Source organism: Peteryoungia algae (genome assembly GCF_030369675.1).
Taxonomy (GTDB): domain Bacteria; phylum Pseudomonadota; class Alphaproteobacteria; order Rhizobiales; family Rhizobiaceae; genus Allorhizobium; species Allorhizobium algae.
Genome location: NZ_CP128477.1, coordinates 4259057 through 4282444 on the forward strand (window position 1 = coordinate 4259057; position 23388 = coordinate 4282444).

At 62.0% G+C, this 23388-nt stretch carries 24 protein-coding genes; 13 read left to right on the forward strand and 11 right to left on the reverse strand.

Annotated features, from left to right (window positions below; translation table 11 throughout):
* Positions 1-5 precede the first annotated feature (5 nt).
* The 5 genes from QTL56_RS20195 to QTL56_RS20215 all read left to right on the forward strand — a co-directional run bounded on the left by QTL56_RS20195 (position 6) and on the right by QTL56_RS20215 (position 3936).
* A complete protein-coding gene (locus QTL56_RS20195) occupies positions 6-1082 on the forward strand; it encodes an AI-2E family transporter (protein ID WP_229572829.1) in 1077 nt (358 codons plus the stop codon).
* A 63-nt stretch (positions 1083-1145) separates the two neighbouring features.
* The gene (locus QTL56_RS20200) at positions 1146-2021 is read left to right on the forward strand and encodes a metallophosphoesterase (RefSeq protein ID WP_245135166.1); all 876 of its coding nucleotides are present in this window, start codon (positions 1146-1148) and stop codon (positions 2019-2021) included.
* Positions 2022-2185: 164 nt separating this feature from the next.
* Positions 2186-2629 carry a c-type cytochrome gene (locus QTL56_RS20205; RefSeq protein WP_245135168.1) on the forward strand — a complete coding sequence of 148 codons (444 nt, stop codon included), beginning with the start codon at positions 2186-2188 and terminating at the stop codon, positions 2627-2629.
* 89 nt (positions 2630-2718) lie between these two features.
* Positions 2719-3636, forward strand: coding sequence for a c-type cytochrome (locus tag QTL56_RS20210; RefSeq protein ID WP_245135170.1), 918 nt, complete (start codon positions 2719-2721; stop codon positions 3634-3636).
* A gap of 75 nt (positions 3637-3711) precedes the next feature.
* Entirely contained in the window at positions 3712-3936 is a 225-nt protein-coding gene (locus QTL56_RS20215; protein WP_245135171.1) for a hypothetical protein, read from the forward strand.
* Positions 3937-3946: 10 nt separating this feature from the next.
* Here QTL56_RS20215 and QTL56_RS20220 read toward each other — a convergent pair whose 3' ends face one another.
* From QTL56_RS20220 to QTL56_RS20230, 3 genes are all read right to left on the reverse strand, one after another.
* The gene (locus tag QTL56_RS20220) at positions 3947-4522 is read right to left on the reverse strand and encodes a DJ-1/PfpI family protein (protein ID WP_245135174.1); all 576 of its coding nucleotides are present in this window, start codon (positions 4520-4522) and stop codon (positions 3947-3949) included.
* 32 nt (positions 4523-4554) lie between these two features.
* Complete coding sequence (locus QTL56_RS20225) at positions 4555-5046, reverse strand: GNAT family N-acetyltransferase (RefSeq protein ID WP_229572823.1); 492 nt, start codon at positions 5044-5046, stop codon at positions 4555-4557.
* A gap of 312 nt (positions 5047-5358) precedes the next feature.
* Positions 5359-5772 (reverse strand): MerR family transcriptional regulator, encoded by a 414-nt coding sequence (locus tag QTL56_RS20230; protein WP_245135176.1) that lies wholly within the window; start codon positions 5770-5772, stop codon positions 5359-5361.
* A gap of 80 nt (positions 5773-5852) precedes the next feature.
* Here QTL56_RS20230 and QTL56_RS20235 point away from each other — a divergent pair, with 80 nt between their 5' ends.
* Positions 5853-6566 carry a cation efflux transmembrane domain-containing protein gene (locus QTL56_RS20235; protein ID WP_229572821.1) on the forward strand — a complete coding sequence of 238 codons (714 nt, stop codon included), beginning with the start codon at positions 5853-5855 and terminating at the stop codon, positions 6564-6566.
* Positions 6567-6637: 71 nt separating this feature from the next.
* Here the strand turns inward: QTL56_RS20235 and QTL56_RS20240 are convergent, their stop codons facing one another.
* From QTL56_RS20240 to QTL56_RS20250, 3 genes are all read right to left on the reverse strand, one after another.
* A complete protein-coding gene (locus QTL56_RS20240) occupies positions 6638-6955 on the reverse strand; it encodes a hypothetical protein (protein ID WP_229572820.1) in 318 nt (105 codons plus the stop codon).
* A gap of 221 nt (positions 6956-7176) precedes the next feature.
* Positions 7177-9285: a S9 family peptidase gene (locus QTL56_RS20245; protein WP_245135177.1), complete on the reverse strand. Its 2109-nt coding sequence runs from the start codon at positions 9283-9285 to the stop codon at positions 7177-7179.
* 102 nt (positions 9286-9387) lie between these two features.
* On the reverse strand, positions 9388-10275 hold the full coding sequence (locus QTL56_RS20250) for a branched-chain amino acid aminotransferase (protein ID WP_229572818.1): 888 nt from the start codon (positions 10273-10275) through the stop codon (positions 9388-9390).
* Between the two features lie 300 nt (positions 10276-10575).
* Between QTL56_RS20250 and QTL56_RS20255 the strand changes: the two genes are divergently transcribed.
* Together QTL56_RS20255 and ubiA are read left to right on the forward strand one after the other, a co-directional pair.
* Positions 10576-11373 carry a MipA/OmpV family protein gene (locus QTL56_RS20255; protein ID WP_229572817.1) on the forward strand — a complete coding sequence of 266 codons (798 nt, stop codon included), beginning with the start codon at positions 10576-10578 and terminating at the stop codon, positions 11371-11373.
* An 81-nt stretch (positions 11374-11454) separates the two neighbouring features.
* On the forward strand, positions 11455-12408 hold the full coding sequence (gene ubiA / locus QTL56_RS20260) for a 4-hydroxybenzoate octaprenyltransferase (RefSeq protein WP_245135179.1): 954 nt from the start codon (positions 11455-11457) through the stop codon (positions 12406-12408).
* Positions 12409-12540: 132 nt separating this feature from the next.
* Here the strand turns inward: ubiA and QTL56_RS20265 are convergent, their stop codons facing one another.
* On the reverse strand, positions 12541-13107 hold the full coding sequence (locus QTL56_RS20265; RefSeq protein ID WP_229573859.1) for a DUF6101 family protein: 567 nt from the start codon (positions 13105-13107) through the stop codon (positions 12541-12543).
* A 350-nt stretch (positions 13108-13457) separates the two neighbouring features.
* Here QTL56_RS20265 and QTL56_RS20270 point away from each other — a divergent pair, with 350 nt between their 5' ends.
* The 4 genes from QTL56_RS20270 (at position 13458) to modC (ending at position 18337) form a co-directional block, all read left to right on the forward strand.
* A complete protein-coding gene (locus QTL56_RS20270) occupies positions 13458-15641 on the forward strand; it encodes a DUF1217 domain-containing protein (protein ID WP_245135181.1) in 2184 nt (727 codons plus the stop codon).
* Positions 15642-15730: 89 nt separating this feature from the next.
* Entirely contained in the window at positions 15731-16525 is a 795-nt protein-coding gene (gene modA, locus QTL56_RS20275; protein ID WP_245135182.1) for a molybdate ABC transporter substrate-binding protein, read from the forward strand.
* Positions 16526-16550: 25 nt separating this feature from the next.
* Entirely contained in the window at positions 16551-17252 is a 702-nt protein-coding gene (gene modB / locus QTL56_RS20280; RefSeq protein ID WP_245135184.1) for a molybdate ABC transporter permease subunit, read from the forward strand.
* Positions 17252-18337 carry a molybdenum ABC transporter ATP-binding protein gene (modC, locus tag QTL56_RS20285; protein WP_245135185.1) on the forward strand — a complete coding sequence of 362 codons (1086 nt, stop codon included), beginning with the start codon at positions 17252-17254 and terminating at the stop codon, positions 18335-18337. The genes modB and modC overlap by 1 nt, the downstream gene beginning before the upstream one ends.
* A 16-nt stretch (positions 18338-18353) precedes the next feature.
* Here the strand turns inward: modC and QTL56_RS20290 are convergent, their stop codons facing one another.
* Genes QTL56_RS20290 through QTL56_RS20300 form a run of 3 tightly spaced genes read right to left on the reverse strand, consistent with a single transcriptional unit; the run spans position 18354 to position 21176 of the window.
* Positions 18354-18740, reverse strand: a complete 387-nt coding sequence (locus QTL56_RS20290) for a winged helix-turn-helix domain-containing protein (RefSeq protein ID WP_229572812.1) — start codon at positions 18738-18740, stop codon at positions 18354-18356.
* A gap of 4 nt (positions 18741-18744) precedes the next feature.
* Positions 18745-20172, reverse strand: a complete 1428-nt coding sequence (locus QTL56_RS20295; RefSeq protein ID WP_245135187.1) for an FAD-binding oxidoreductase — start codon at positions 20170-20172, stop codon at positions 18745-18747.
* A 5-nt stretch (positions 20173-20177) separates the two neighbouring features.
* Positions 20178-21176 carry an L-threonylcarbamoyladenylate synthase gene (locus tag QTL56_RS20300; protein WP_245135189.1) on the reverse strand — a complete coding sequence of 333 codons (999 nt, stop codon included), beginning with the start codon at positions 21174-21176 and terminating at the stop codon, positions 20178-20180.
* Between the two features lie 217 nt (positions 21177-21393).
* On the opposite strand from QTL56_RS20300, the gene QTL56_RS20305 reads away from it, so the two are divergent.
* Positions 21394-22473, forward strand: a complete 1080-nt coding sequence (locus QTL56_RS20305) for a GGDEF domain-containing protein (RefSeq protein ID WP_245135191.1) — start codon at positions 21394-21396, stop codon at positions 22471-22473.
* A gap of 17 nt (positions 22474-22490) precedes the next feature.
* On the opposite strand, the gene QTL56_RS20310 is transcribed toward QTL56_RS20305, so the two are convergent.
* Positions 22491-23096 carry a DUF6656 family protein gene (locus tag QTL56_RS20310; RefSeq protein WP_229572808.1) on the reverse strand — a complete coding sequence of 202 codons (606 nt, stop codon included), beginning with the start codon at positions 23094-23096 and terminating at the stop codon, positions 22491-22493.
* Between the last annotated feature and the right edge of the window lie 292 nt (positions 23097-23388).

The window sequence follows — 23388 nt, forward strand, 5'->3', positions numbered from 1 at the left end:
TGCCGGTGAACATCGAGATCGCTGATCGTCATAAGTCGCTTGGCAAGGTCCGTTTCCAGAAGACGGGCCTCGACTATGCCGTGTCCTGGAGCGTCATTGGCCTGTTTGGGATCTTCACGCTGGTCGCGCTGCATCTCGCCTCATTCGTGCTCATTCCGCTGACAATGGCAATCGTTGTCGGTCTCATTCTCGGGCTCGCCGCCGACCGCCTCGGCAGACTTGGTTCGCCACCGATGCTGACCGCCATCATCCTCTCCAGTCTTTTCATGGTCATCCTCGGGTTTCTCGTCAGCATAATCTGGTCGCCGATCAGCATGCTCATCGAAACCGGCCCTGACATGGTCAATCGGGCCATCGAATACCTGCAGCAGGTCTCTTGGCTTAAGGAGCCCATGCGGGTGCTTTCGCGCGGCCCCGATTCGACGGAAGCCGTGCTGGAAAACTCCGGCGCCATTCTGTCCACCGTGGCGACGGGCGTGACGCCGGCGCTGATCCAGATCTTCATCTTCATCGCCAGCCTTCTCCTGTTTCTGTCCTCGCGCGTGGGGCTGCGCCGTGCGCTCATCCGCACGTTTTCCCACCGCGATCGCCGCCTGAAGGCCATCCGTATGCTGAACGAAGTCGAAGAAGCGCTGGGCTACTACTTCGCAACTGCCGTCATCGTCTATGGCTTGTTCGGCGTGGTTGCCGGCCTCGTCGCCTGGGTCGGTGGTCTGGGTAATCCGGCGCTCTGGGGCGTGGCCGCCTTCCTCCTGAGCTTCATCCCCTTCCTCGGCATTGCCATGGTGACCGCCGCCATGGCCGTCAGTGGTCTCTTGGTGCACGATACGCTGCTGATGGGCCTGTTGCCCGCACTGGTTTTCTTCACGCTCAACGGGCTTATGGAAAACCTCCTCATACCGGCCGTGATGGGCAAGCGTCTGGAAATGAACGCTTTCATGCTCTTCATCGCGATTGTTTTCTGGACCTGGCTCTGGGGCGCCGTCGGCGCGATGCTCGCCGTTCCGCTCACCCTCATCTGTATGACGGTCTATGCCGGATTGATGCCCCCGGCGAAGAGGCAGCCGAACCTGCCGGGCTGAGTGTCATCCGGTCGTCATGGGCCATCCGTATGGCTCCGCTCCAAACAATGAGCGGTGCAACCCATGACGACTGACACTCCCCGCCTGAGGCTTGGCATCATTGCCGATCCCCAATATGCCGACCTCGATCCGAACAGCCGGTTGAACCGCCATTTTCGCCACTCGCTGGCCAAGCTGCGCGAGGCGGTCACCCGTTTCAATGCACAGGACTTGGATGCCGTGGTGGTGCTGGGCGATCTCATCGATCGTGATTGGGAAAGCCTGGCGCCGGTCCTCGAAATCCTCGACACGCTCGACGCACCGCGCATCCTCTTGCCGGGCAATCACGATTTTCTGGTCGAGCCTGACCGCCTGGCCGAGGTCCATGCCGCGCTTGGCATGCCGGCGCCCTATCACGAGGTCAGGCTCAAAGGTCTGCGCCTGCTCGTCACCGACGGCAACGAGATCTCCTTGTTTGCGCCGCCCGTGGGGGACAGGAAACGTTTGGAGGCCGAGCAGCGTCTGGCGGCGATGAAGGCCAGGGACATGGCGAACGCCAACACCTGGAACGCCGGAATTTCCGACCTGCAGGCAGGCTGGATCGCCGAGCGGCTTGCAGCGGCGGAGCAAGCCGGAGAAAGAGTGATCCTGCTCGGGCACTATCCGATCTACCCGCCGACAGATCATGTCCTGTGGGGAGCCGAGGACCTGACGGATATGGTCACGGCGTCTCCTGCGGCGATCGCTTATCTGTGCGGTCACGATCACCGCGGCAATTGTGCCGAACGTGACGATGTCCACTTCATCAACTTCTGCGGCATGGTAGACACGGAACACGACAATGCCTTTGCGATCCTGTCACTTTTCGACGATCGCATCGAGATTGAAGGCCATGGTCGGGAACCCAGCCGGCGCCTTCCTCTGGCACCAGCGAAGGCCTTGAAAAACCATCATTCCTGACAGGCTGACAGTGCCCTGTCCGAAATTCGTCATGAATATCCGAAAGTTGCTCCGAGCGCCCGACATCACTCCTTTGTGACTTCATTCATATGTTGCAAGACGGCAAACATGCCTTGCCCGCTAACGATTGCCGGCTCGCCGGCTGAACTCTTGGAGAAAATCGGATGAAGTTGAAAGTCGTTCTGTCCGCCGTGACGGCAATCTGTCTTGGCGTGTCCGCAGCGATTGCTGCGGGCGAACCGCAGGTCGTCCGTCAGGACGAGATGAAAAAGGTCGGCGGCGCCATGGGTGTCCTCGGCGCCATCACCAAGGGAGAGAAGCCCTATGATGCGGCAGCCGTGACGGCTGCGCTCACGACGCTGGTCGAGGTCAGCAAGACCTTCCCGGATCATTTCCCCGCCGGCAGCGAAACCGGGATGGATTCCGAGGCCGCACCGGCGATCTGGCAGAACATGGACGACTTCAAGGCCAAGTCCGCCAAGCTCACCGCCGCTGCAGAGGCGCAGCTCGCGAGCCTCCCGGCCGACCAGGCAGCCGTTGGCGCTGCCATGAAGGCCATCAGCGGAACCTGTGGCGATTGCCACCAGACCTATCGTCTGAAGAAGTAGGATCTTGACGGCAGGCGATCTCCGGCCGAGCCGGAGCGCTTGCCGCTTTGCGCCTTGCCGTGCGCGGCAGTGAGACGATGGAGACTGAGATGGTATCGACATGGATCAAGGGATTGGGCACGATCGCTGCGCTCGGCGCAGCCGGTCTTGGCGCCTTTCTGGTCGTCACGGCGCCCGATCGCCAGGCCCCGTCGGTGTGGACCAATCTCGGGGAACCGGATCTCGCCCACGGCCGCGAGGTCTTCTTCGCCGGCGGCTGCACGAGCTGTCATGCCCCGGCAGGCGCCACAGGCGATGCACGACTGGTGCTGTCAGGCGGAGCGCCCCTGAAGAGCGATTTTGGCACCTTCCACGCCCCCAACATCTCCAGCCATCCGCAAGCCGGCATCGGCGCCTGGACGCTTGCCGAATTCGGCGATGCGATGACCCGCGGGGTCGGACGCGGGGGCGAACACCTCTATCCGTCCTTCCCCTATGGCTCCTACGCACGCATGACGCCCAAGGACATCAATGACCTCTACGGCTTCATGAAGACGCTGCCGGCGAGTGACGCCGTTGCACCGGCTCATGAGCTGGGTTTCCCCTTCAACCAGCGTCTGGTTCTCGGCGGCTGGAAGTTCCTTTATCTCACCGATGCGCCCAGGCTCGAGCTGGCCGATGCCTCCGACATGGTGAAACGGGGCCAGTATCTCGTCGAAGGACCCGGCCATTGCGGCGAATGCCACACGCCGCGCAACGCGCTGGGTGGCTTCGAGAGCGGCCGCTGGCTGGCAGGTGGCCCGAATCCGGAAGGCGAGGGCAGCATTCCCAACATCACGCCGGGCTCGAAGAGCATGGGTTCCTGGAGTGAAGGCGACATCGTTGCCTATCTCGAGTCCGGCTTCACCCCGGACTATGACAGTGTCGGCGGCTCCATGGTCGAGGTGCAGAAGAACATGGCCGAACTGGCAGCGGCCGATCGCGAGGCAATTGCCGCCTATCTGAAGGCCGTGCCCGCCGTTGAGTGAGAGTGCAGGTCCAGTTCAGCATCGCGCAAGCCTTGGCTGTCATCTTCCTGTCGTCCAGAGGACTTCGGAGGGGACATGAGCATAGAACGCCGGCGGATGGAGTATGCGCTCCAGTCCCTGCTCGACAATTATCCCGATCCGGCTTTGCACCACTGGGTGCACGAGACTGTCGGCGCCTTCGAGAAACGGCTTTCCGCCATCGTCGATCCGCGTGAGCGCGATCATGCGCAGCAGGCGGCCCTCATTTTGATCAAGACGACCCTGCAGAAATGGTCGGAAAATCCGCCCGTCAGGCACTGAGGCGAAAACGTCAGGCCGGCCGACGATGCTCGGCGGCAAATGCTGCCAGTTCTTCTTCGGCCTCCGGGCCATAGAGGCCGAGCGCTTTCAGCACTTCGATCGTGAACGTATCCGGTGCCGAACCCGCAGCCGTGACAATCTTGCCGTCGCCCACCGCTTGCGGCTGGTCCAGATAGCGAGCCTCGCCCCGATAGCCTGCATATTTCTTGTGGGAGGCGAGCGAATTTCCGGTATGGGCGACATCGTCCAGCACGCCCGTAGCCGCCAGCGCGCTCGCGGCCGCACAGATGCCGCCCAGCACCTTGCCGTGGTCGCGAAAATCCGTCGCCAGCGCGGTAAAGTCGAATGCCGTACCCTGTTCCCAAGCATAGCCACCGGGAATGATCAGCGCGTCGAAACTCTCGGCATTGATCGCCTCGAAACCGATATCCGTCGCCACCTTCAGGCCGCCCATGGAAATCACCGGTTGTCCGTCCGGACTCGCGGTCACGACCTCGCAGTTAAGCCAGTAGCGCGTGGCCGCCATCAACAATGCGGGTTCCCAGTCGGCGTAGTCGTTCTGTAGGGCAATCACGATGCGGGACATGTCGCTCTCCTCGGGGTGCCAGATCCGTGTGCTCAGCTCAGCGCCTGATGGTAGCGCATGCCAGTGACCGGTCGCGGAATGAAATCCATGTTTTCGTAGAAACGATGTGCGGCGAAATTGCCGGTAGCGGCGGACACCGAGAGGAAGTTGCAGCCCGAGGCGCGGGCGATCTGCTTGGCGCGATCGACGAGATGCTGCCCGATGCCGTTGCCACGTTGGCCGTCGCGCACGAAGAGATGGTGCAGTTCCATGCCGCGCTTGCCTTCCTGCGCCTTGTAGAGCGGCACCAGGATCGCGTAGCCGATCAGGCCTTCTTCGCCGCTGTCGGCAACCAGCGCCTGGATCCAGGGCATCGGGCCGAACAGGTCGCGTTCCAGCGCCTCCGGCGTCATCGCCGAAGCATCGCCGAGATGCGCGGAGAGGGCCGCGATCATCGTGTTGAGTTCGGGCAGGTCGCGCGGCTTGGCATGGCGGATGGCCACGATCGGCGGGCGGGGGAGCGTAAGGTCTGTATCTTCGGTCATGTCACTTTCCCTTGGTCTCATTTCGTGCCGTCAGGGGGAAAGTCGTCCGGAAAACAACAAGGCCGCCTGACGGCGGCCTGTTGACAATGTGATCTTGTCAGGCCGCCGGTTACCGGTAGGCCCAAAAATACGTGCAGCAGATAGTTGCGCGGATGTCGATCATGGCGCGTTTGATGCGCCAGTTTGGATCTGTTGTCAACGGGGTCCGTGAAGCAACGAACTGCATTCGGGAATTCGCGGGCAGGATCCTTTTAAGGCCTTGTCCCGAAGCATCAGCCGATACATCGAACCTGCCTGCAATGTCATGATCCATCAATGTTCATGGTCGCACAGCCCGTGATCGGACAGGGCCCGGATTACATAGCAATCGCCGATCGTGTGGCAGCCGTCATGCGAGACGATGCGGGCGAGCTCCGCCTCCAGCTTCTTCAGCCGTGCGATCTTCTCACGCACCTCGTCGAGCTGTTCCTGAGCGATGCGGTCCGCGCGGTCGCAAGGCTCTTCCGGATGTCGGCTGAGTGTCAGAAGCTCCTTGATCGCTTCGATGGGAAAACCGAGGTCGCGGGCATGGCGAATGAAGGTCAGCCGGTCGAGGTCGCCCTTCTCGTAGCGCCGCTGGTTCCCTTGTGTGCGGTCCGGAGCCGAGATCAGCCCCATCTGTTCGTAATAGCGAATGGTTGGTACCTTGACCCTGGCCCGCCGCGACAGGTCTCCGATCGAAAACATGAAAAAACCTCTTGAACCTCTAGTCACTAGAGATCCTAAGGTCGATCCGTGACCACATCAAGACCTGAAGGATGATAGATATGAGTGCTGCCTGCGGCCATGACCACGCCCCTTTCGACGGCATGTCCGAGACCTACAAACGCCGGCTCTGGATGGTGATCGCCATCAATGCCGCCATGTTCGCCGTCGAGATGACGGCGGGCCAGCTTGCCCGTTCCCAGGCGCTGCAAGCCGATGCGCTGGATTTCTTCGCCGACGCCGTGACCTACGGTATATCGCTGGCCGTCATCGGGGCGTCGTTGAAGACCCGCAGCCTGGCCGCCGCGGGCAAGGGCCTCAGCCTGTTCCTCATGGGTCTCTGGGTCTTCGGCTCCACCGTCTGGCAGGTGTTTCAGGGGGGCGTTCCCGAGGCTCCGGTCATGGGCCTCATCGGCTTCCTGGCGCTCGCCGCCAATGTTGCGAGCGTCCTGCTTCTCATGTCCTACAAGGACGGTGACGCAAATGTCCGCTCCGTCTGGCTCTGCTCGCGCAATGATGCGATCGGCAATGTCATTGTCATGATCGCGGCCGTCGGCGTCTGGGGCACAGCCACTGCCTGGCCGGACCTGATCGTCGCCGGCATCATGGCTGGCCTCTTCCTCAACTCCGCGATCCAGATTCTTTCGCAGAGTTTTCGCGAGTGGCGGGCGGGCGAGCCGGTCACCCTGACCTCGTCTTGCTGCAGTTCGGGCGGAGCCGAACATCGGCACGACCATGATGGGCATGCCGACGCTCATGACCACCGGCACACGTGAGAATAGCCCGACAAACGCAAGAAGGCCGGCCTGGCATCATGCCGGCCGGCCTTCTTGACCACATCGTCAGATCAGAATTCCTGATAGGCCGAAGGGGGTATCTCGTATTCCCGATACGCAGCCTCAACCGCCTGGACGCGGGAGGCCTCTTCGAAGCGGTTGCGGTTCTGGTTGGCGCCGACCTCGACGGCGGCCCTGCGTGCGCCTTCCACTGTCCAGAGCGCTGACGCAAGCTGGTTCGACAGGAGCGTGCTCGAAAATGTGCTCGCGCCACTGGCGCGTGGGGCAATCGTGCTTGCCGTTTCCGGTGCAGCATCCTGCGCGCCGGCTGTGCTTGGCACGTGGCGACTTTGATAGGAATAGCCACTCAGGCCGCTTTCGATCCTCATGGCGGACACCTCGGTTGAAGAATTAACCTTTTGTTAACTTTTCAACCTTGCGCGAAGCTTGCGTCCCGCATCGCAGCATTGAGATTGGCCCTTGCGAAAGCCCGCAAGTGAAAGTACGCGCACCGAATCATGGCCTTCGGTTGTATCTGTTTCAGGCATTGCCGAAACAATGCCCAAAACACACCCGTTATTGCTTGCAGAATGTGATGGACGTCACCGCCTCACATCTTTCCCGCCACCTTGATCGCATAGGCATATTCGAATGCGATCTCTTCGAGCCGCTGGAAGCGTCCCGATTTCCCGCCATGGCCGGCGGCCATGTTGGTCTTCAAAAGGAACGGGCCGGCGTCGGGGGCGCTATCGCGCAGTTTGGCGATCCACTTGGTCGGCTCCCAATAGGTCACGCGCGGGTCGGTGAGACCAGAAAGCGCGATGATCGGCGGATAGGCCTTCTTCTCCACATTGTCGTAGGGGCTATAGGCCGCGATCCAGCGATACTCCTCTTCCGACTCGATCGGATTGCCCCATTCCGGCCATTCCGGCGGGGTGAGCGGCAGGGTATCGTCGAGCATGGTGTTGAGCACGTCGACAAAGGGAACGGCGGCGATGATGCCGGCGAATTTCTCCGGCGCCATATTGGCAACGGCCCCCATCAGCATGCCGCCCGCTGACCCGCCCTCGGCAATGATCCGGTCGAACGAGGTGAAGTTCTCCTTCACCAGATGGTCGGCGGCCGCGATGAAGTCCCTGAAGGTATTGACCTTCTTTTCCATCTTGCCGTCTTCGTACCAGGAAAAGCCCTTGTCCTTACCGCCGCGGATATGCGCGATCGCATAGACGAAGCCGCGATCGGCGAGCGACAGGCAGTTGGTGTTGAAGCCAGCGGGAATGGCAATGCCATAGGCGCCATAGCCATAGAGCAGGCAGGGGGCGGAGCCGTCGAGCTTGGTGTCCTTCCGATAGAGCAGGGTAACCGGCACCATCTCGCCGTCATGCGCTTCGGCAAAGACCCGGCGCGTGACGTAATCTTCCGGCTTGTGGCCGGACGGCACTTCCTGCGTCTTCAGAAGCGTGCGTTCACGCGTCGCCATATTGTAGTCGAAGAGCTGGGACGGCGTCGTCATCGACGAATAGGAAAAGCGGATGACATCGGTCTCGTATTCCGCAGCTCCCTGCAGCCCGAGCGAATAGGCTTCTTCGGCAAAGGCGATCGAGTGCTCTTCGCCGGAGGTGCGGTCGCGGATCATGATGACGGGCAGGCCCTCGCGGCGTTCCAGCCAGACGAGATGGCGGGCAAAGGCCATGTGATTGAGGATCAGACGGCCCGGCTCATGCGGCACCACTTCCTTCCAGTTCGCCTTGCCCGGTGCCGACACCGGTGCCTCGACGATCTTGAAGTCCTTGGCATCGTCGGCATTGGTCAGGATGTAGAAGACGTCGCCGCCTTCAGTCATCGAATACTCGACACCTTCCTCGCGTTCGGCGACCAGCACGGGCTCGGCCGTCAGGTTCTTGGTCGAGAGCAGGCGGTATTCCGAAGTCTCGTGATCATGGATGTCGATGAAGATGAAGTCGTCGAGCAGCGAGCCGCCGACCCCCATGAAGAAGCCGGGATCCTTCTCCTCGTAGACCAGGCGATCCTCCGACTGAGGCCGTCCTACAATATGGTGGAAGACCTTGGACGGCCGATGGTTCTCGTCCTGCAGCGTGTAGAAGAAGCTCTGACCGTCCGGCGCCCAGACACCGCCGCCGGCGGTGTTCTCAAGCACGTCGTCGAGATCCTGCTTGGTCTTGAGATCACGGATGCGCAGCGTGTAATATTCCGAGCCCTTGTCGTCATAACCCCAGATGCCGAAGGCGTGGTCCGTCGTATGGTCGATGCCTGACAGGCGGAAATAATCCTTGCCGGCAGCTTCCTTGTCTCCATCGAGCAGCAGGTCGCGCAGGCTCTCATTTTTCGGGTCGCCGTCGCGGGGAATGCGGAAGTAGCGCGGCTGCTCGCCGCCGGTGACAAAGGCCGAACCATAGGCAAAAGGGCCGTCCTTCATCGGAATGGAAGAATCGTCTTCCTTGATGCGTCCCTTCATCTCGGCAAAGAGCACCTTTTGCAGCTCTTTCGTGTCCGACATCGCCGCTTCCATATAGGTGTTCTCGGCGTCCAGGTATGCGCGGATCTCCGGGTCGAGGATCGAGGTATCCTTGAACATCTGCTGCCAGTTGTCGGCACGCAGCCAGGCATAATCGTCCGTTCTGGCGATCCCGTGGCGGGTATCGGAGACGGGCTTCTTGGCGACGGCGGGCGGGGAGGGCAGATTGTTGAAGACGGACAAGGGAGATCCTTCCGGGAATGGGAACATTCAGCTCAGCGAGAGATAGAGAGGCGAGGGGCCGCGATCAAGCGGCCCGGGACGGGAGGAAGATCGGCGTTGCCCTCAGCCGTCTGTGCCGGCCGTCGACTTTGCCCAGTCCATGTAAAGCTCCAGTGCCTTGCGCGTCACCGGCCCTTCCTGCAGCTGCACGTCGTCGAGGCGCGTCACCGGCACGACCTTGGAATAGTTGCCGGTCTGGAAGATCTCGTCGGCATTCATGAAGTCCTCGACCGACAGCGTCGCCTCGCGCACATCGAAGCCTGCCTGACGGAGCAGGCCCATGATGCGGGCGCGGGTGATGCCCGCGAGGAAGGTGCGGTTGGCAGCCGGCGTGTAGACCACGCCGTCCCTCACCATGAAGACGTTGGAAGACGCTGTCTCCACCACGTTGCCGTTCATGTCACGAACGAGCGCATTGTCGAAGCCGCGTTTGCGGGCGTCGATGATCATGCGGCCGGAATTCGGATAGAGGCTGCCGGTCTTCGCATCCGTCATCGCGCATTCGGGCGTCGGACGGCGGAAGGGTGAGAGCGTCAGAGACGAGGGTTTTGCCGTGTGCATCGGCGCCTCGAACAGGCAGAGCGCAAACCGGGTCGACTCCGGATCGGCCGCCACGACCGAGCCCATCTGCCCGTGTTCGGCCCAATACATCGGCTTGATGTAGATCGCCGTCCGCCCGTCGAACTTGGCGATTCCCTCCCAGGCGAGCCTTTCGATCTCTTCCGCAGCGACTGTCGCCTTCATGCCCATGTTCTCGGCCGAGCGGTTGACGCGCTGGCAGTGCAGGTCGAGATCCGGCGCAATGCCGTCGAACCAGCGCGCGCCATCGAACACCGTCGATCCCAGCCACATCGCATGCGAGACCGGTCCGATCAGTGGCGGATTGCCGGTAAACCAGTCTCCGTCAACATAGGTGAAGGTGGGAGTGCGCGCGGATGTGTCGACGGCCATGATGGTCTCCTGTTCTCGTTGCCTTGCAGCAAAGTCGCAGCCGGCAGCAAGGTCAAGGCGAAACACGTCACGGAGACGGGAATCCTCAGGCAACATGCCGTCAATGCGAAGAAAAGGCAGATTTCGTCGCGGATTCAGAAACTTGAATGATGGACCGATCAACGAAGCTGATGCGCGTGGGAGGTTCAGACCTGGGCGGTCGCACGTGGTTAAAGATCCCGTAACGGATTCCTGAAATATTGAAGGAAGTTGAGATCGCGGCCTGCGGGTCAAGTGTTCTGCGTTTTCTTGGGGGTCATTATGAACAAGGTGCGTCTCGTCGCTCTTCTCGCCGCGTCCGTTGCGGTCACGTCTTCGCCGGCATGCGCTGAAGGCTTCTTCTCCGGCAACTGGTATGTGACGCTCGGCGGCGCCGGCATATCGGCCCCGACTTTCGAAGGCGCCAAGGACAACGAGTACTTCTTTTCGCCGATCATTTCGGTTGGCCGTGGCGGGGCTCCGCGCTTTTCCTCGCGCAACGACAATCCGAGCTTTGCGATCTATGACACCGACGTGCTGCGCGCCGGCATCGTCGGCAAGTTCGTGAGGGGCCGCGATGCCGGTGACGACGCCGCCCTGCGCGGACTGTCCGACGTTGATTGGGGCGGCGAACTCGGTGGTTTCGCCGATGTCTATGTCACGGATTGGATGCGCGCTCGCGCCGAGGTTCGCCAGGGTATCCGCGCTCATGACGGACTTGTTGCCGATATCGCGGTTGATGCCTTCACCGATATCGCTCCGGGCCTGCGTGTTTCGGCCGGCCCGCGCATGACCCTGGCCACGAGCGGCTACACGCAGACCTATTATGGCGTGAACGCAGCCGAGTCCGCAGCGTCTGGCCTTGCCCAGTATGATCCGGATGGCGGCCTCACCTCCTATGGTGCCGGCGGCGCGATCACCTGGGAGGCCACAGACAAGATCTCGATGAGCGCTTTCACCGAATACAAGCGCCTTGCGGGCCCCGTCGCCGATTCGAGCCTCGTCGAAGAACGAGGTTCGAAGAACCAGCTGATGTTCGGCGTATCTGCCAGCTACAAGTTCGGCGTCAGCTTCGACTGACGAAAGGCCGCAGCCGATTTTCATGGCCCCGTTAGGGCTGGGCGGTTTTCTTGAGGCCGGCCATGCTCTATCAAACAGGGCATGAACACAGCCGATCCGAACATCGATCGCGTCGTCGACGCGCCCTCCGACAACTTCGTCTATCGCGTCCTGCCGCGATGGCTCTGGCCGCATGCACAGCTCGCCCGCTGGGACCGCCCGATCGGCTGGCAGCTCCTGATGTGGCCCTGCTTCTGGTCCTCGGCGCTCGCCGCAAACGCGCTCGCCGCCGAAGGCCGGCTGAATGTCCCGCTCTTCATTTTCCACCTCGTGCTTTTCTTTGTCGGCTCTGTCGCCATGCGCGGCGCCGGCTGCACCTATAACGACCTCGTCGACCACGACATCGACAACTTGGTCGCCCGCACCCGATCGCGGCCGCTGCCGTCAGGCCGCATCTCGCGCCGCAACGCCAAGATTTTCATGGTGGTGCAGTCGCTGGTCGGGCTTGGCGTGCTGCTCTGCTTCAACGGCTTCTCGATCCTGCTCGGCATCCTGTCGCTTGCCGTCGTTGCCATCTATCCCTTCGCCAAGCGCTTCACCGACTGGCCGCAACTTTTCCTCGGGCTCGCCTTTTCCTGGGGCGGCTTGATGGGGTGGGCCGGCCTGCAGGGCAGTCTCTCCCTGGCGGCGATCCTTGTCTATGTCGGCGCGGTCGCCTGGACCATCGGTTACGACACGATCTACGCCCATCAGGACCGGGAGGATGATGCGCTTGTCGGCGTTCGCTCGACGGCACGGCTGTTCGACCGCGACACCAAGATCTGGCTGATGGGCCTTTATGGCCTGACCCTTGTTCTGCTTCTCTCCGCATTCCTGTCCGCCGGCGCAGCCTTCCCGGCGATCATTGGCCTCTTCGTCGCAGCGGGCCTCTTCGCCTGGCAGATCAAGGTGCTCGACATCGACGACGGCGCCCAGTGCCTGGCGCTGTTCAAGTCGAACAGCCGCGTCGGCCTCATCATTTTTCTGGGATTGGTTGCGGCCATTCCCTTCGCCTGAACCATTTCGGACCGGCTCCGGTGCGGGTGAAAGCTTGCACCGTTTCGGAACGATCGCGATGGATGAAGCTGCAACGCAAGAGGCCCGGAAGTTGCCTTCCGGGCCTCTTGTCTGTCCAGTCCTGGGACGAAATCAGCTTCTTGCGATGATTTCCTTTCCGGAAATCTTCATGCTTACACCCAGCTTGCCGGTGGTGCGGCGCACGAGGAATCGCGGGCGACGCTCGGCGAAATAGGAATGGCGGCGACGCGGCTGCGTTTCCCTGGTGCGCACATCGCCGAGATGGTCCTCGAGCGGACGGGCAATGCCGTCGGCTTCCACCATCAGCATGGGAATGCGGAAGGCCTCTGCCCAGCCGCGCCAGTCGGCGGCGATATCGCAGAGATCATGGGCGACGAGCAGCGGGATGCAGAGTTCCGGATCGTCGTGATGCAGTTCCAGCGTCACGGTGACTTCGCCATCGCCGTGGTCGATGGCACGCGCTGCGACGCCCTTGAAGGCGCGGGCAGGAAGGGCGAAGGAGAGCGGAAGTCCGCTGCCGGGGAGGATCTTGCGCAGGACGGCGCCGCGTTCGTCGATGGTGATCGTGACGTCGCCGAGGGCGCCGCGCAGAGCATAGGTCACTTGCTGGGGGAACCGCGAAGGATCCAGTCGCAGAGTGGCGCCGGCCCATGCTGGCTTCAAAACCGTGTTCGTCATCTTCATGCTACCCTTGTTTTACCCGAGAGCGCGTCATGTGCTCGTCTGTTGGGACTTTTCGTCCTCTGTGGGGTGAACATAGCCAGCCGCTGTTGGAGACAGCTTAAAAATCGCGGTAAAAAAAACCTTGCGGTGTCAGATGGTTAGTTTTGTCGTACCGGCTAAGGTTTCAGAATGGTGAAACTCGCCTCGGTGTGTTGCAGGGCGAAACGCTTCGGCAATGGTCCTGTCGCCAGCGCCGGCATGCCCGTTTGCCAAATCATCGCTTCTTCATGGTTTCGTAAAGCTTGAGGCAAGGATTTTGCGTCATGCTGTGATTCGCGCGCCTTCCGTTCTGTATGGGAATCCCGATGGTTTCGACCTATCTGAGCTACAATCTCGTCAATCGCGACATCAAGGCGAGCCTTGAACGCACGGTGTCCGACCCGCTCGTGGCGCGCCAGACGGAGTATTTCAAGGAGAACATCGGCAAGGTCTCTTCGGTCGAGGAGTTCCTCGACGACTACCAGCTCTATTCCTATGCAATGAAGGCCCATGGTCTGGAAGAAATGACCTATGCGAAGGCCTTCATGAAGAAGGTGCTGGACAGTGACCTTTCGGACGAGGATAGCTTCGCCAACCAGCTGACGGATGAGCGCTACCGCAATTTCGCCGCGTCCTTCCAGTTCTCGACGGAAGCGACAGATCTGCAGACGGACTCCCAGCAGGCGATTCTTCTCGAGAGATACGAGGCCTCGCTGACGGCTCAGAGCGACACGCTGGAAGCGGACGCCTACTATTATGAGACGATGATCGACAAGATCACCAATGTCAGCGGGCTGGTCAACAACAGCCGCCTGATGACTTTCGCGCTCGATGCCTACGGCATCGATGGCACCTATTACACCAAGGATCATCTCACCCAGATCCTCACCAGCGACACGTCCGACCCGGGCAGCTACGTCAACCAGATGGTCGCCAATGGTACGGCCAATGCGGCGAGCTTCCTCAAGCTGGCCCAAGCCTTCGACTTCAATACCGATGGCACACTCTCGGGCGCGACGGCCCAGACGGCAGCCCAGAAGGAGGCCACCGTCTCGCTCTATGTCGACGAAGAGCAGATCTATGTCACCGACTACTATCGCCAGCGCGAGCGTGCCTATTACGAGCAGAAGATCTCGACCATCACCACGGTCGATGAGCTGACCGCCGACACCCGCCTGTTCACCTATGTCAGGACCGCTTTCGAGCTGGGCTCCATGAGCGCCTCGACCTTCAAGCAGATCGTGACGAGCGACACCTCCGATCCGGGCAGCTACGCTGCCACCAATGGCGGCGATGCCTGGGTTGCCATTGCCGGCAAGTTCAACTTCGCCAGCGATGGCACGGTGGACGCGGGCATGAGCGCCCAGGGATCGACGCAGCTCGCATCGACCCATTCGGGCTTTTCGACCTTCTACGACGATGCCGATGCGGAGCGTAAGGAGGCGCTGACCGAACTGTTCAAGACCAACATGGCCAAGGTCGAAAACGTCGATGACCTGCTTTCTGACACGGCCGCACGCCTCATCCTGCAGCGCACATTCGGCTTCGAGAGCAATGAATTCTCGGTGCGCGAGCTGAGACAGGCTCTGACAAGCGATTTCACCGATCCGAACAGCTATGCCAACAAGTCGAAGGATAGCCGCCTGATCGAAATGTCGAAGCTCTTCAACTTCGACAGCGAAGGCAACGCCGCCGTGCCCCTGCAGGCACATAATTCGCTGACAGCGACGATGATAGCCAAGCAGTATGTGATCAACGAGGTGCGTTTCCTGGAGGAGCCGGAAAAGACCGAGGTCCGCAAGACGGCGACCGAGAAGGCGGAAAACTACCAGGAGAAGATCCAGTCGATCGACACCGTGAGCGAATTGCTGGCGGATCGCGACGTTATCGACGTGGTCATTGGCGCCTTCGGGCTCGACCCGGCAGAGGTGACCGACGACTTCCTCAAGCAGATCTTCGCATCCGACCTGTCCAGTTCGAAGAGCTTCGTCAACCTGCAGTCCGACAGCCGCTGGGCTGAGCTCGTTGCCTCCTTCAATTTCGATGCGAGTGGCAATCTCACCCGCGAAACGATCGGCACTGTCCAGCAGCGCGGCGAGACCCTGGAAACGGTCAACAAGTACCTGCGCCAGACACTGGAAGAAACGGAAGGCGAGAGCAACGAAGCCGTGCGCCTCGCTCTTTATTTCCAGCGCACCGCACCGACCATCACCGATGCCTATGGCCTTATCGCCGACGACGCGCTCATGGCGGTCTTCCGCACCACCTTTGGCTATACGGACGACTTCTCCAATATGGATGTCGACCAGCAGGCGCGCATCATCGAGGAGGACATGGAACTGGCGGATCTGCAGGATCCGGCCAAGCTGGAACGTTTCCTCCAGCGCTATGCGGCCATGTATGACACCGAATACGCCACCTATGACAGCCCGGCCCTGTCCATCCTGAGCGGAGGCACCGCCGGGATCTCGGCGGATCTCCTCTTGAGCCTGGCGCAGCTCAAGGCCTGATCCCATGTCTTTCGGAAGCCCGCTGCTTGGCGGCGGGTTTCTTTTTCGCTATCGATATATCTCAATGGATACATCGCTCGGAGCATGGCATGACCCGCCCCCTCAAGACTTCGATACTCGCGCTGATGATGTTGACGCTTTGCCTGTCGGGGGCAATCGTGAGCGGCGCACGGGCGGAGGAGCCAGTGACCGTCTTCGCCGCCGCGAGTCTGAAGGAAAGCCTCGAAGAGATCTCGGAAGCCTGGAGGTCCGACACTGGTGAAGACATACGGTTTTCGTTTGCCGCCAGTTCGGCGCTGGCCCGCCAGATCGAGCAAGGGGCACCGGCGGACATCTTCCTCTCCGCAGACCTGAGGTGGATGGATTATCTGGACGAGGCGGGCATGATCCGGACGGATACGAGAATGGATCTGCTTGGCAATCAGATTGTGCTTGTTGCGCCACGGGATGCCACCATCACCACGAAGATCGCCCCGGATTTCCCGCTCGCTGCGCTGCTCGGAGGTGGGCGCCTCGCCATGGCCAATGTCGCTGCCGTCCCCGCCGGAACCTATGGCAAGGCGGCCCTCGAAAGCCTCGGCCTATGGGATAGCCTCAAGGACAGGATTGCCCAGGCCGAAAACGTCCGCGCCGCCTTGCTGCTCGTCTCGCGCGGCGAGGCGCCTCTCGGTATCGTTTACGAGACCGATGCGAAGGTCGATCCGGGCGTCAGGATACTCGACCGCTTCCCGGAGGAGAGCCATCCCGCAATCGTCTATCCGGCCGCCCTGACGACCGATGGGCAAAACCCGCGAGCGGCCGACTTCCTGGCTTACTTGCAGGGCTCGGACGCCCGTGCCATTTTCACCGCAGCCGGTTTCACCGTGCTCGCCAAGACCAATTGAGCGCGCCTCTATCCAAGTATCCGGGATGCCCCTGTTGACCCTGACGTCCGAAGAATGGACCGCGATGCTCCTCAGTCTGAAGGTCGCGGCCGTCGCCGTGGTCTTCTCCCTGCCTCTGGGCCTGCTGGTCGCCTGGCTGCTGTCGCGCCGGGAGTTCTGGGGCAAGGCCTTGCTGAACGGCCTCGTCCACCTGCCGCTGATCCTGCCGCCCGTCGTCACCGGTTACCTGCTGCTGATCACCTTCGGCCGTCGCGGCACGGTTGGCGCCTTCCTCGACCAGGCTTTCGGCCTCGTCTTCTCCTTCCGCTGGACGGGTGCCGCGCTGGCTGCGGCCGTCATGGGGTTTCCGCTCCTCGTCCGCTCGATCCGTCTCTCGCTCGATGCTGTCGATCAACGCCTTGAAGCCGCCGCCGCCACGCTCGGCGCGCCCCCGGCCTACGTGTTCTTCACCGTCACCCTGCCGCTCATCCTGCCCGGCATCGCCGCCGGCGCCATCCTGGCCTTCGCCAAGTCCATGGGCGAATTCGGCGCGACCATCACCTTCGTCTCCAACATTCCCGGCGAAACGCAGACGCTTGCCTCGGCGATCTACGCCTATACACAAGTCCCCGGCGGCGACCTCGCCGCCATGCGTCTGACGGTGATCTCGATTGTCCTCTCCCTTGGCGCCCTGATGGCCTCCGAATTCCTCTCCAGGCGCATCGCCGCGCGCGTCGGGGCTGTCTGATGCTGGACCTCGCGATCCATCATCGTCAGGGCGATTTCAGCCTTCAAGCCGACCTGACCGTTGGGGAAGGCCTGACCGCACTCTTCGGCCCCTCCGGTTCGGGCAAAACGACGTTGATCAACATCGTCGCCGGCCTCGTTCGTCCCACGCAAGGTCGCCTCCACTTCAACGGCACGACCTGGGGCGACGGCACCACGTTCGTGCCGCCGCATCGCCGCCGCATCGGCTATGTCTTCCAGGAGGGACGCCTCTTTCCGCATCAGACCGTGCTGCAGAACCTGCGCTACGGAGAGCGCCTCCTGCCGCGCGCCGAGCGGCGCGAAGATCTCGACCGCATCGCGTCCCTGCTCGGCATCACCGACCTGCTCGCCCGTCGTCCGGTCCATCTCTCGGGCGGCGAAAAACAGCGTGTGGCTCTCGGCCGCGCCCTGATGACGAGCCCGAAACTGCTTCTGATGGACGAGCCGCTGTCAGCCCTGGATGGCGCCCTGAAGGCACAGATCCTGCCCTATATCGAGCGCATCCGCGACGATTTCGGCGTGCCCATCCTCTATGTCAGCCACTCGGTCGAAGAAGTCGCAAGGCTTGCGACGGCGGTCGTCACTTTCGACCGGGGGAGGGCGAGCGCTGTTGGTCGCCCCGACGAAGCGCTGGCCACCGTCCTGCACGCGTCCGGCGGCCTTCCGGCCGGCAACTTCATCGAGGCGGCAATCGTCGCCCATCATCCGGAGGACGGCCTGACCGAGGCGAGATCCGCCGTCGGGCCGCTTCTCCTGCGCCGGACAAGCCTCGCTCTCGGCACGCGGGTCCGCGTCTTCGTGCCGGTATCGGATATTGTCGTCGCGACGGAGCAGGTCGAGGGTCTTTCGGCGCTCAACCGACTGTCCGGGGACCTGGTCGCGATCGAAGAAAGAGCGGGCGCTGCTGTCACGCTCACCGTCGATTGTCACGGCCAGATGATTGTCGCCGAAGTCACGCGCCGGTCCCTGCGCCAGCTGGCACTGGCGCCCGGCAAGCCGGTCCATCTTCTGTTCAAGACCGTGTCCATCGCCTCGGACGCCCTCTACCGGGAAGCCCGGGATTGAGCCTTCCGCACCGTCCTCAGCCTTCGTCGTCGCCCTTGCGACCCGCAGGGACGAAATCCGCGGCCTCGACGCTGGCCAGCCAATCCAGATCGCCTGCCAGCGCCTTTCGGCTTTCCGCATCCATCCGCCGGCAGGCGGCAAGCAGCGTTTCGCCGAACGAGGTCAGCCCCGCCCCGCCGCCGCTCTTGCCCCCGTGACGGGTGAAGATCGACGGCTCCCGGAACATCCGGTTGATCTCGTCGGCGAGCAGCCAGGCGCGCCGATAGGACATGCCGAGCGCGGCGCCCGCTGCCCGGATCGATCCATGGTGCTCGATCATCCCCAGAAGCTGAGCCTTGCCCGGCCCGAGCCGGGCGCCGTTGGCAAGGTCGATGCGCAGTGAAAGGCGAGGGGAGCCGGTCATGGTCTCAGCTGATCACTTTGCCGGGGTTCATGATGCCCGCCGGATCGAAGGCCTGCTTGATCCGCCGCATCAGCTCCGTTTCGATCGCCGGCCGGCTCGCGGCAAGCTCGTCGCGCTTCAGCTGGCCGACGCCGTGTTCGGCCGAAATCGAGCCGGTATGCCGATGCACGACCGCATGCACCACGCCATTCACCTCGCGCCAGCGGCCAATGAATTCGGCCTTGTCGGCGCCGACAGGCTGGCTGATGTTGTAGTGAATATTGCCGTCGCCGAGATGCCCGAAGGCGCAGATCCGTGCATCCGGCATCAGCGCATGCACGGCGGCATCCGCCTCGGCCAGGAAGTCCGGGATGCGCGAGACGGGTACGGAGACGTCATGCTTGATCGATCCGCCCTCGGGGCGCTGCGCCTCAGACATGCTCTCGCGCAGGTGCCAGAAGGCGTCCTGCTGCGCGATCGAACTCGCGATCGCCGCATCCGAGACCAGGCCGGCCTCATGCGCCTCTGCGAGCAGCTCTTGCATCATCGCCTCGGCTGTTTCCGAGGAGTCTGAGGTCGATATGTCGATAAGCGCATACCAGGGATGGATGGAGGTAAGCGGATCGCGTACGCCTGCAATATGCTTGGTGGTGAATTCCACGCCGATGCGTGGCATCAGCTCGAAGCCTGTCAGCGCCGAGCCGCAGCGCTGCGAGGCCTTCTCAAAAAGGGCAAGGGCTGCCTCCGGTGAAGCGAGGCCCGCATAGGCTACCTGCCGCCCGCGCGGACGCGGCACCATCTTCAAAACGGCGCCGGTGATCACGCCAAGCGTGCCCTCCGCACCGATGAAGAGATCGCGCAGGTCGTATCCGCTATTGTCTTTCTTCAGCCGCCTGAGGCCGTCCCAGATTTCGCCGGTCGGCAGCACCACTTCGAGGCCGAGGCAAAGCTGGCGCATATTGCCATAGGCGAGCACGGCCGTGCCTCCGGCATTGGTCGCGAGATTGCCGCCGATCCGGCAGGAGCCCTCCGAACCCAGCGACAGCGGAAACAGCCGCCCATGCGCCTCCGCCGCCTTCTGCACGTCGGCAAGGATAGCGCCACCGTCGGCGACGATCACGTCGGCGATCGGATCAACTTCACGAATGCGGTTCATCCGCTCGAGCGAGAGGAGCACATCTGCGCCGTCGTCGCGCGGAACCTGCCCGCCGACGAGCCCGGTGCGGCCACTGACGGGCACAATCGCCGTGTCCGTCTCGGAGGCGAGTTTGAGGATTGCCGAAACCTCGGCAGTCGTGCCCGGCTTCAGCACAAGCGGCGAGGCGCCGTGATAGAGGCCGCGGTTCTCGGTGAGATAGGGTCTGATGTCCTCGGCCGAGGTCAGCGCATTGGCCTCGCCGACGATGTCGACGAAGGCACGCAAACGTTCGGCAAGGCTCATTTTCACGGTCATGTCAGTCATCCTTCCGTACCGCGAGGGGCCGCCGCCCGCATCAGCCGGTCATTGATCGCCTCGCCCAGACCCTCGTACGGGATCGTCGCAACGGCGATGCCCGTCGCGCCGCTGGCATCCGCACGCTTCAGAAAATCGAAGAGATTGCTCGCAGCCTCGGCCAGATCGCCGCCGGGGCTGAGGTTGAGCACGGCCCTTGCTGCCGAAGAACCGGATATCTCCCCTGGCCCGAAAGCGATCAGGGCCTCGCCCGGCGTCACCTCGGTCGCATTCAGCCTCACGGAAGCATTGGGCGCGTAATGCGAGGCGAGCATGCCCGGCGCTTCGATCGCCGCCGTGCCGGAGGCCTTCAGGCGGATGACCGTCTTGCCGGTGACGGCCTCGATCGCCTCGGCCTCGATCCCGCCGGGGCGCAGCAAATGGATCTCGCCGTTTTCCACCTTGACGATGGTCGATTCCACGCCGACGGGGCAGGGGCCGCCATCGATGATGACCTCGATCTTTTGCCCGAGATCGGCTTCGACATGCTGAGCCGTCGTCGGGCTGATGCGCCCGGAGGAATTGGCGCTCGGCGCCGCGAGCGGCCGGCCCAGGCTCCGGATCAGCTCTGCGGTGAAGCCGACCGGCACCCGAATGCCCACCGTATCAAGCCCCGCCGTCGCAAGCGGATGAATGCCGGCATCCGCCTTGAGTGGCAGCACGAGCGTCAGCGGACCGGGCCAGAAGGCACTGGCCAGTGTCCGTGAGACAGGGTCGAAGACGGCATAGCGCTCCGCCATGTCGAGATCAGACATATGGCAGATCAGCGGGTTGAAGCGCGGCCGTCCCTTGGTCTCGTAGATGGAGGTGATTGCCGCCGCAGACGTGGCGTCGGCAGCGAGCCCATAGACGGTCTCCGTCGGGATGGCGACGGGCCTGTGGCGCAGAAGCACGTCCGTTGCGGCCGCAATGGCCTGCGCCTTCTCCTCGTCCGTTCCGCTTTCTATCGGGATGATCCGCGCCATTTGTCCGAGCCTTCCAGTCTGCTTTTGCCCGTGCATATCCCGTGTGAAGCGAGGCGGCAAACCTCTTTTCGACGCAGCTGGCCCACCGGTTTCACCCTGATTTTTTATGGGATGGCGAAACCGTTCAATTTTTAACCACCGATGTAACCGAAAGAAAGAGAACTTCGCCTATGGTTCGCTCAAGAGACGAAAAAGCCTCACTCGGGGAAGTGGACAGATGCAGCAAGTCAAGAATCCGGCCGCCAGCATTGCGCTCCGCGTTGCAACCGCCATGCATCAGATGGGCATCGACGGTCTGCCGCGCAATTACGAGCTGGTCTACGAGGCCTATTCTGGCAGCAATCCGGAACTGGTGCGCGAATTCATCGCGCTCGGCAAGGTCAAGACCCAGGAATCCCTCGACGAACTCGGCCGCAAATATCTGCCGCACCAGCATGAAGATGGGCTGCTGAGCCGTCAGAACGGCCAGGTTCGCGCCGAGATGAGCAACTTCATCAGCCTGCTCAACGAGGAGAAGATCTCCCTGACCGATTACGGCCGCGTGATCGGCCATGCGTCGAAGAGCATCCTCACCGAGGCCGACCTCGAAGGCACGCCGCTCGGCCAGTCGATCAAGATGCTGAAGGCGGCGACCGAGAAGCGCGCCCACCAGAACAGCAATGTCGTCCGCGCCGTCGTCGACAAGACCGCATCGCTCGCTGACCTCCAGCGCGAAGCCGAAGAGGCGGAAGCCGCGAAATTTGTCGATCCGGTTACCCGCCTCGCGTCCCGTCGCGCCTTCAACAAGGCCGTCGCCAAGATCTATGCCAACCCCGAAATGCCCGTTCTCTGCGGCGTCGCGATCGGCGAGATCGACGACTATGCGCGTATCCAGGAACAGATGGGTCCGGCGGTCGCCGAGCGCTTCCTGATGCAGGTCGCCAAGGTGCTTGAGGCCGTGTCTGGCGGTGGCGATCTCGCCTGCCGCTTCGATGCCGGCCGCTTCGGCCTGCTGCTCTATACGTCGGATCAGGAGGAGATCAGCCGCGTGGTCGATCTCGTCCGGGCCAAGCTGAAGGCCACGAATTTCGTCGGTTCTTCGAGTGGCGCCCGCGTCGGCCAGCTCAGCATGTCCTTTGGAATCTGCTATTCCGAGCAGGCTCCGAATGCCTTCGACTTCACCAATTTCGCCGAAAAGGCGCTGGCCACCTCCAAGACGGCCGGCGGCGACACAGTGACGATCTACGGGGCGAGCGACTATGTCTCGAAGGATTGGCTGCTCTACAAGAAAAAGCCGGTCGGCGGTTTCGGCACCTGAGGTCCAGGCCTCGTCTTTCAGAGCGTCGTGATGATCTTTCGAAGCTCGGCGTTTCTTGCGCCGAGCATCAGCACATTGCGCAGCGCCTCTTTCGGATCGATGGTCTGGAAGAGCAGGCCATTGTCGCGGAATGAGCGGTCGATGGTCATCGACTTGTTTTCTGCTTCCGGCTTGATCGCCACAGCGAAATACATCCGTCCGTAGTTCTGCTTGATCTGCTCGAAGAAGACGTCTTCGCCGCCGAGTTCTGCAAAGAAGTTGGCGATATAGAAGGCCCATTTCACATCGGCATATTGCGCAAAGTTGGTGCGCGCCGCCGTCACGTGACAATAGCCCAGATGCGGGCTGTCGTTCAGCGTGCGATGAAAGATGATCTTGGGAAACTTCACCGAGTGGTGAAAGGCATTGATCCGCTCATGGGTGGTCTCGGCGGCCCGTTCCAGCCGGCGTCCGGTGCGGGCTGCGACTTCCTCATAGGAAAGATAGCGCCGCTCGTCCGGCAGCCAATCCTCGCGGCTGCGCGAGATCCGACCGGTCCTCAGGAACTCGGTATGGACTGCCCTGGTGGGCGGCGCCGCTTTTGTTTCTGCTTTGGGAGCCGCGTAGTATCTGAGTTTCTGCATCTTGACGCTCTGACTGTACCCGGACTGATTGCTTGAGCTTAACGCAGCATGGTTAATCATGATTTGACGGTATTCTATCGGGTCGAGATTTCGCGAGGCTTGCCGCAGCGCAAATATTGTAAATCGATCTCAGTCGCCCGTTTGCGCCATGCTTTCAGAGGCGAAATATAGTGCGTTGCTGCAGGCCTTGGAAAACAATGGAAAATTCCCCGGATCTTCGTTTCCACACCGACTTCGCTCCATGTCGCAAACGATTTGGGCCGTGTCGTTTCGCAGTGCAGCGCGCGTCTGC

Excerpts from the sequence above, each read along its gene's own strand:
- QTL56_RS20200 (WP_245135166.1), top strand. The coding sequence starts at position 1,146 with ATGACGACTGACACTCCCCGCCTGAGGCTTGGCATCATTGCCGATCCC.
- QTL56_RS20205 (WP_245135168.1), top strand. The coding sequence starts at position 2,186 with ATGAAGTTGAAAGTCGTTCTGTCCGCCGTGACGGCAATCTGTCTTGGC.
- QTL56_RS20210 (WP_245135170.1), top strand. The coding sequence starts at position 2,719 with ATGGTATCGACATGGATCAAGGGATTGGGCACGATCGCTGCGCTCGGC.
- QTL56_RS20215 (WP_245135171.1), top strand. The coding sequence starts at position 3,712 with ATGAGCATAGAACGCCGGCGGATGGAGTATGCGCTCCAGTCCCTGCTC.
- QTL56_RS20220 (WP_245135174.1), bottom strand. The coding sequence starts at position 4,522 with ATGTCCCGCATCGTGATTGCCCTACAGAACGACTACGCCGACTGGGAA.
- QTL56_RS20225 (WP_229572823.1), bottom strand. The coding sequence starts at position 5,046 with ATGACCGAAGATACAGACCTTACGCTCCCCCGCCCGCCGATCGTGGCC.
- QTL56_RS20230 (WP_245135176.1), bottom strand. The coding sequence starts at position 5,772 with ATGTTTTCGATCGGAGACCTGTCGCGGCGGGCCAGGGTCAAGGTACCA.
- QTL56_RS20235 (WP_229572821.1), top strand. The coding sequence starts at position 5,853 with ATGAGTGCTGCCTGCGGCCATGACCACGCCCCTTTCGACGGCATGTCC.
- QTL56_RS20240 (WP_229572820.1), bottom strand. The coding sequence starts at position 6,955 with ATGAGGATCGAAAGCGGCCTGAGTGGCTATTCCTATCAAAGTCGCCAC.
- QTL56_RS20250 (WP_229572818.1), bottom strand. The coding sequence starts at position 10,275 with ATGGCCGTCGACACATCCGCGCGCACTCCCACCTTCACCTATGTTGAC.
- QTL56_RS20255 (WP_229572817.1), top strand. The coding sequence starts at position 10,576 with ATGAACAAGGTGCGTCTCGTCGCTCTTCTCGCCGCGTCCGTTGCGGTC.
- ubiA (WP_245135179.1), top strand. The coding sequence starts at position 11,455 with ATGAACACAGCCGATCCGAACATCGATCGCGTCGTCGACGCGCCCTCC.
- QTL56_RS20265 (WP_229573859.1), bottom strand. The coding sequence starts at position 13,107 with ATGACGAACACGGTTTTGAAGCCAGCATGGGCCGGCGCCACTCTGCGA.
- QTL56_RS20270 (WP_245135181.1), top strand. The coding sequence starts at position 13,458 with ATGGTTTCGACCTATCTGAGCTACAATCTCGTCAATCGCGACATCAAG.
- modA (WP_245135182.1), top strand. The coding sequence starts at position 15,731 with ATGACCCGCCCCCTCAAGACTTCGATACTCGCGCTGATGATGTTGACG.
- modB (WP_245135184.1), top strand. The coding sequence starts at position 16,551 with ATGCCCCTGTTGACCCTGACGTCCGAAGAATGGACCGCGATGCTCCTC.
- modC (WP_245135185.1), top strand. The coding sequence starts at position 17,252 with ATGCTGGACCTCGCGATCCATCATCGTCAGGGCGATTTCAGCCTTCAA.
- QTL56_RS20290 (WP_229572812.1), bottom strand. The coding sequence starts at position 18,740 with ATGACCGGCTCCCCTCGCCTTTCACTGCGCATCGACCTTGCCAACGGC.
- QTL56_RS20295 (WP_245135187.1), bottom strand. The coding sequence starts at position 20,172 with ATGACCGTGAAAATGAGCCTTGCCGAACGTTTGCGTGCCTTCGTCGAC.
- QTL56_RS20300 (WP_245135189.1), bottom strand. The coding sequence starts at position 21,176 with ATGGCGCGGATCATCCCGATAGAAAGCGGAACGGACGAGGAGAAGGCG.
- QTL56_RS20305 (WP_245135191.1), top strand. The coding sequence starts at position 21,394 with ATGCAGCAAGTCAAGAATCCGGCCGCCAGCATTGCGCTCCGCGTTGCA.
- QTL56_RS20310 (WP_229572808.1), bottom strand. The coding sequence starts at position 23,096 with ATGCAGAAACTCAGATACTACGCGGCTCCCAAAGCAGAAACAAAAGCG.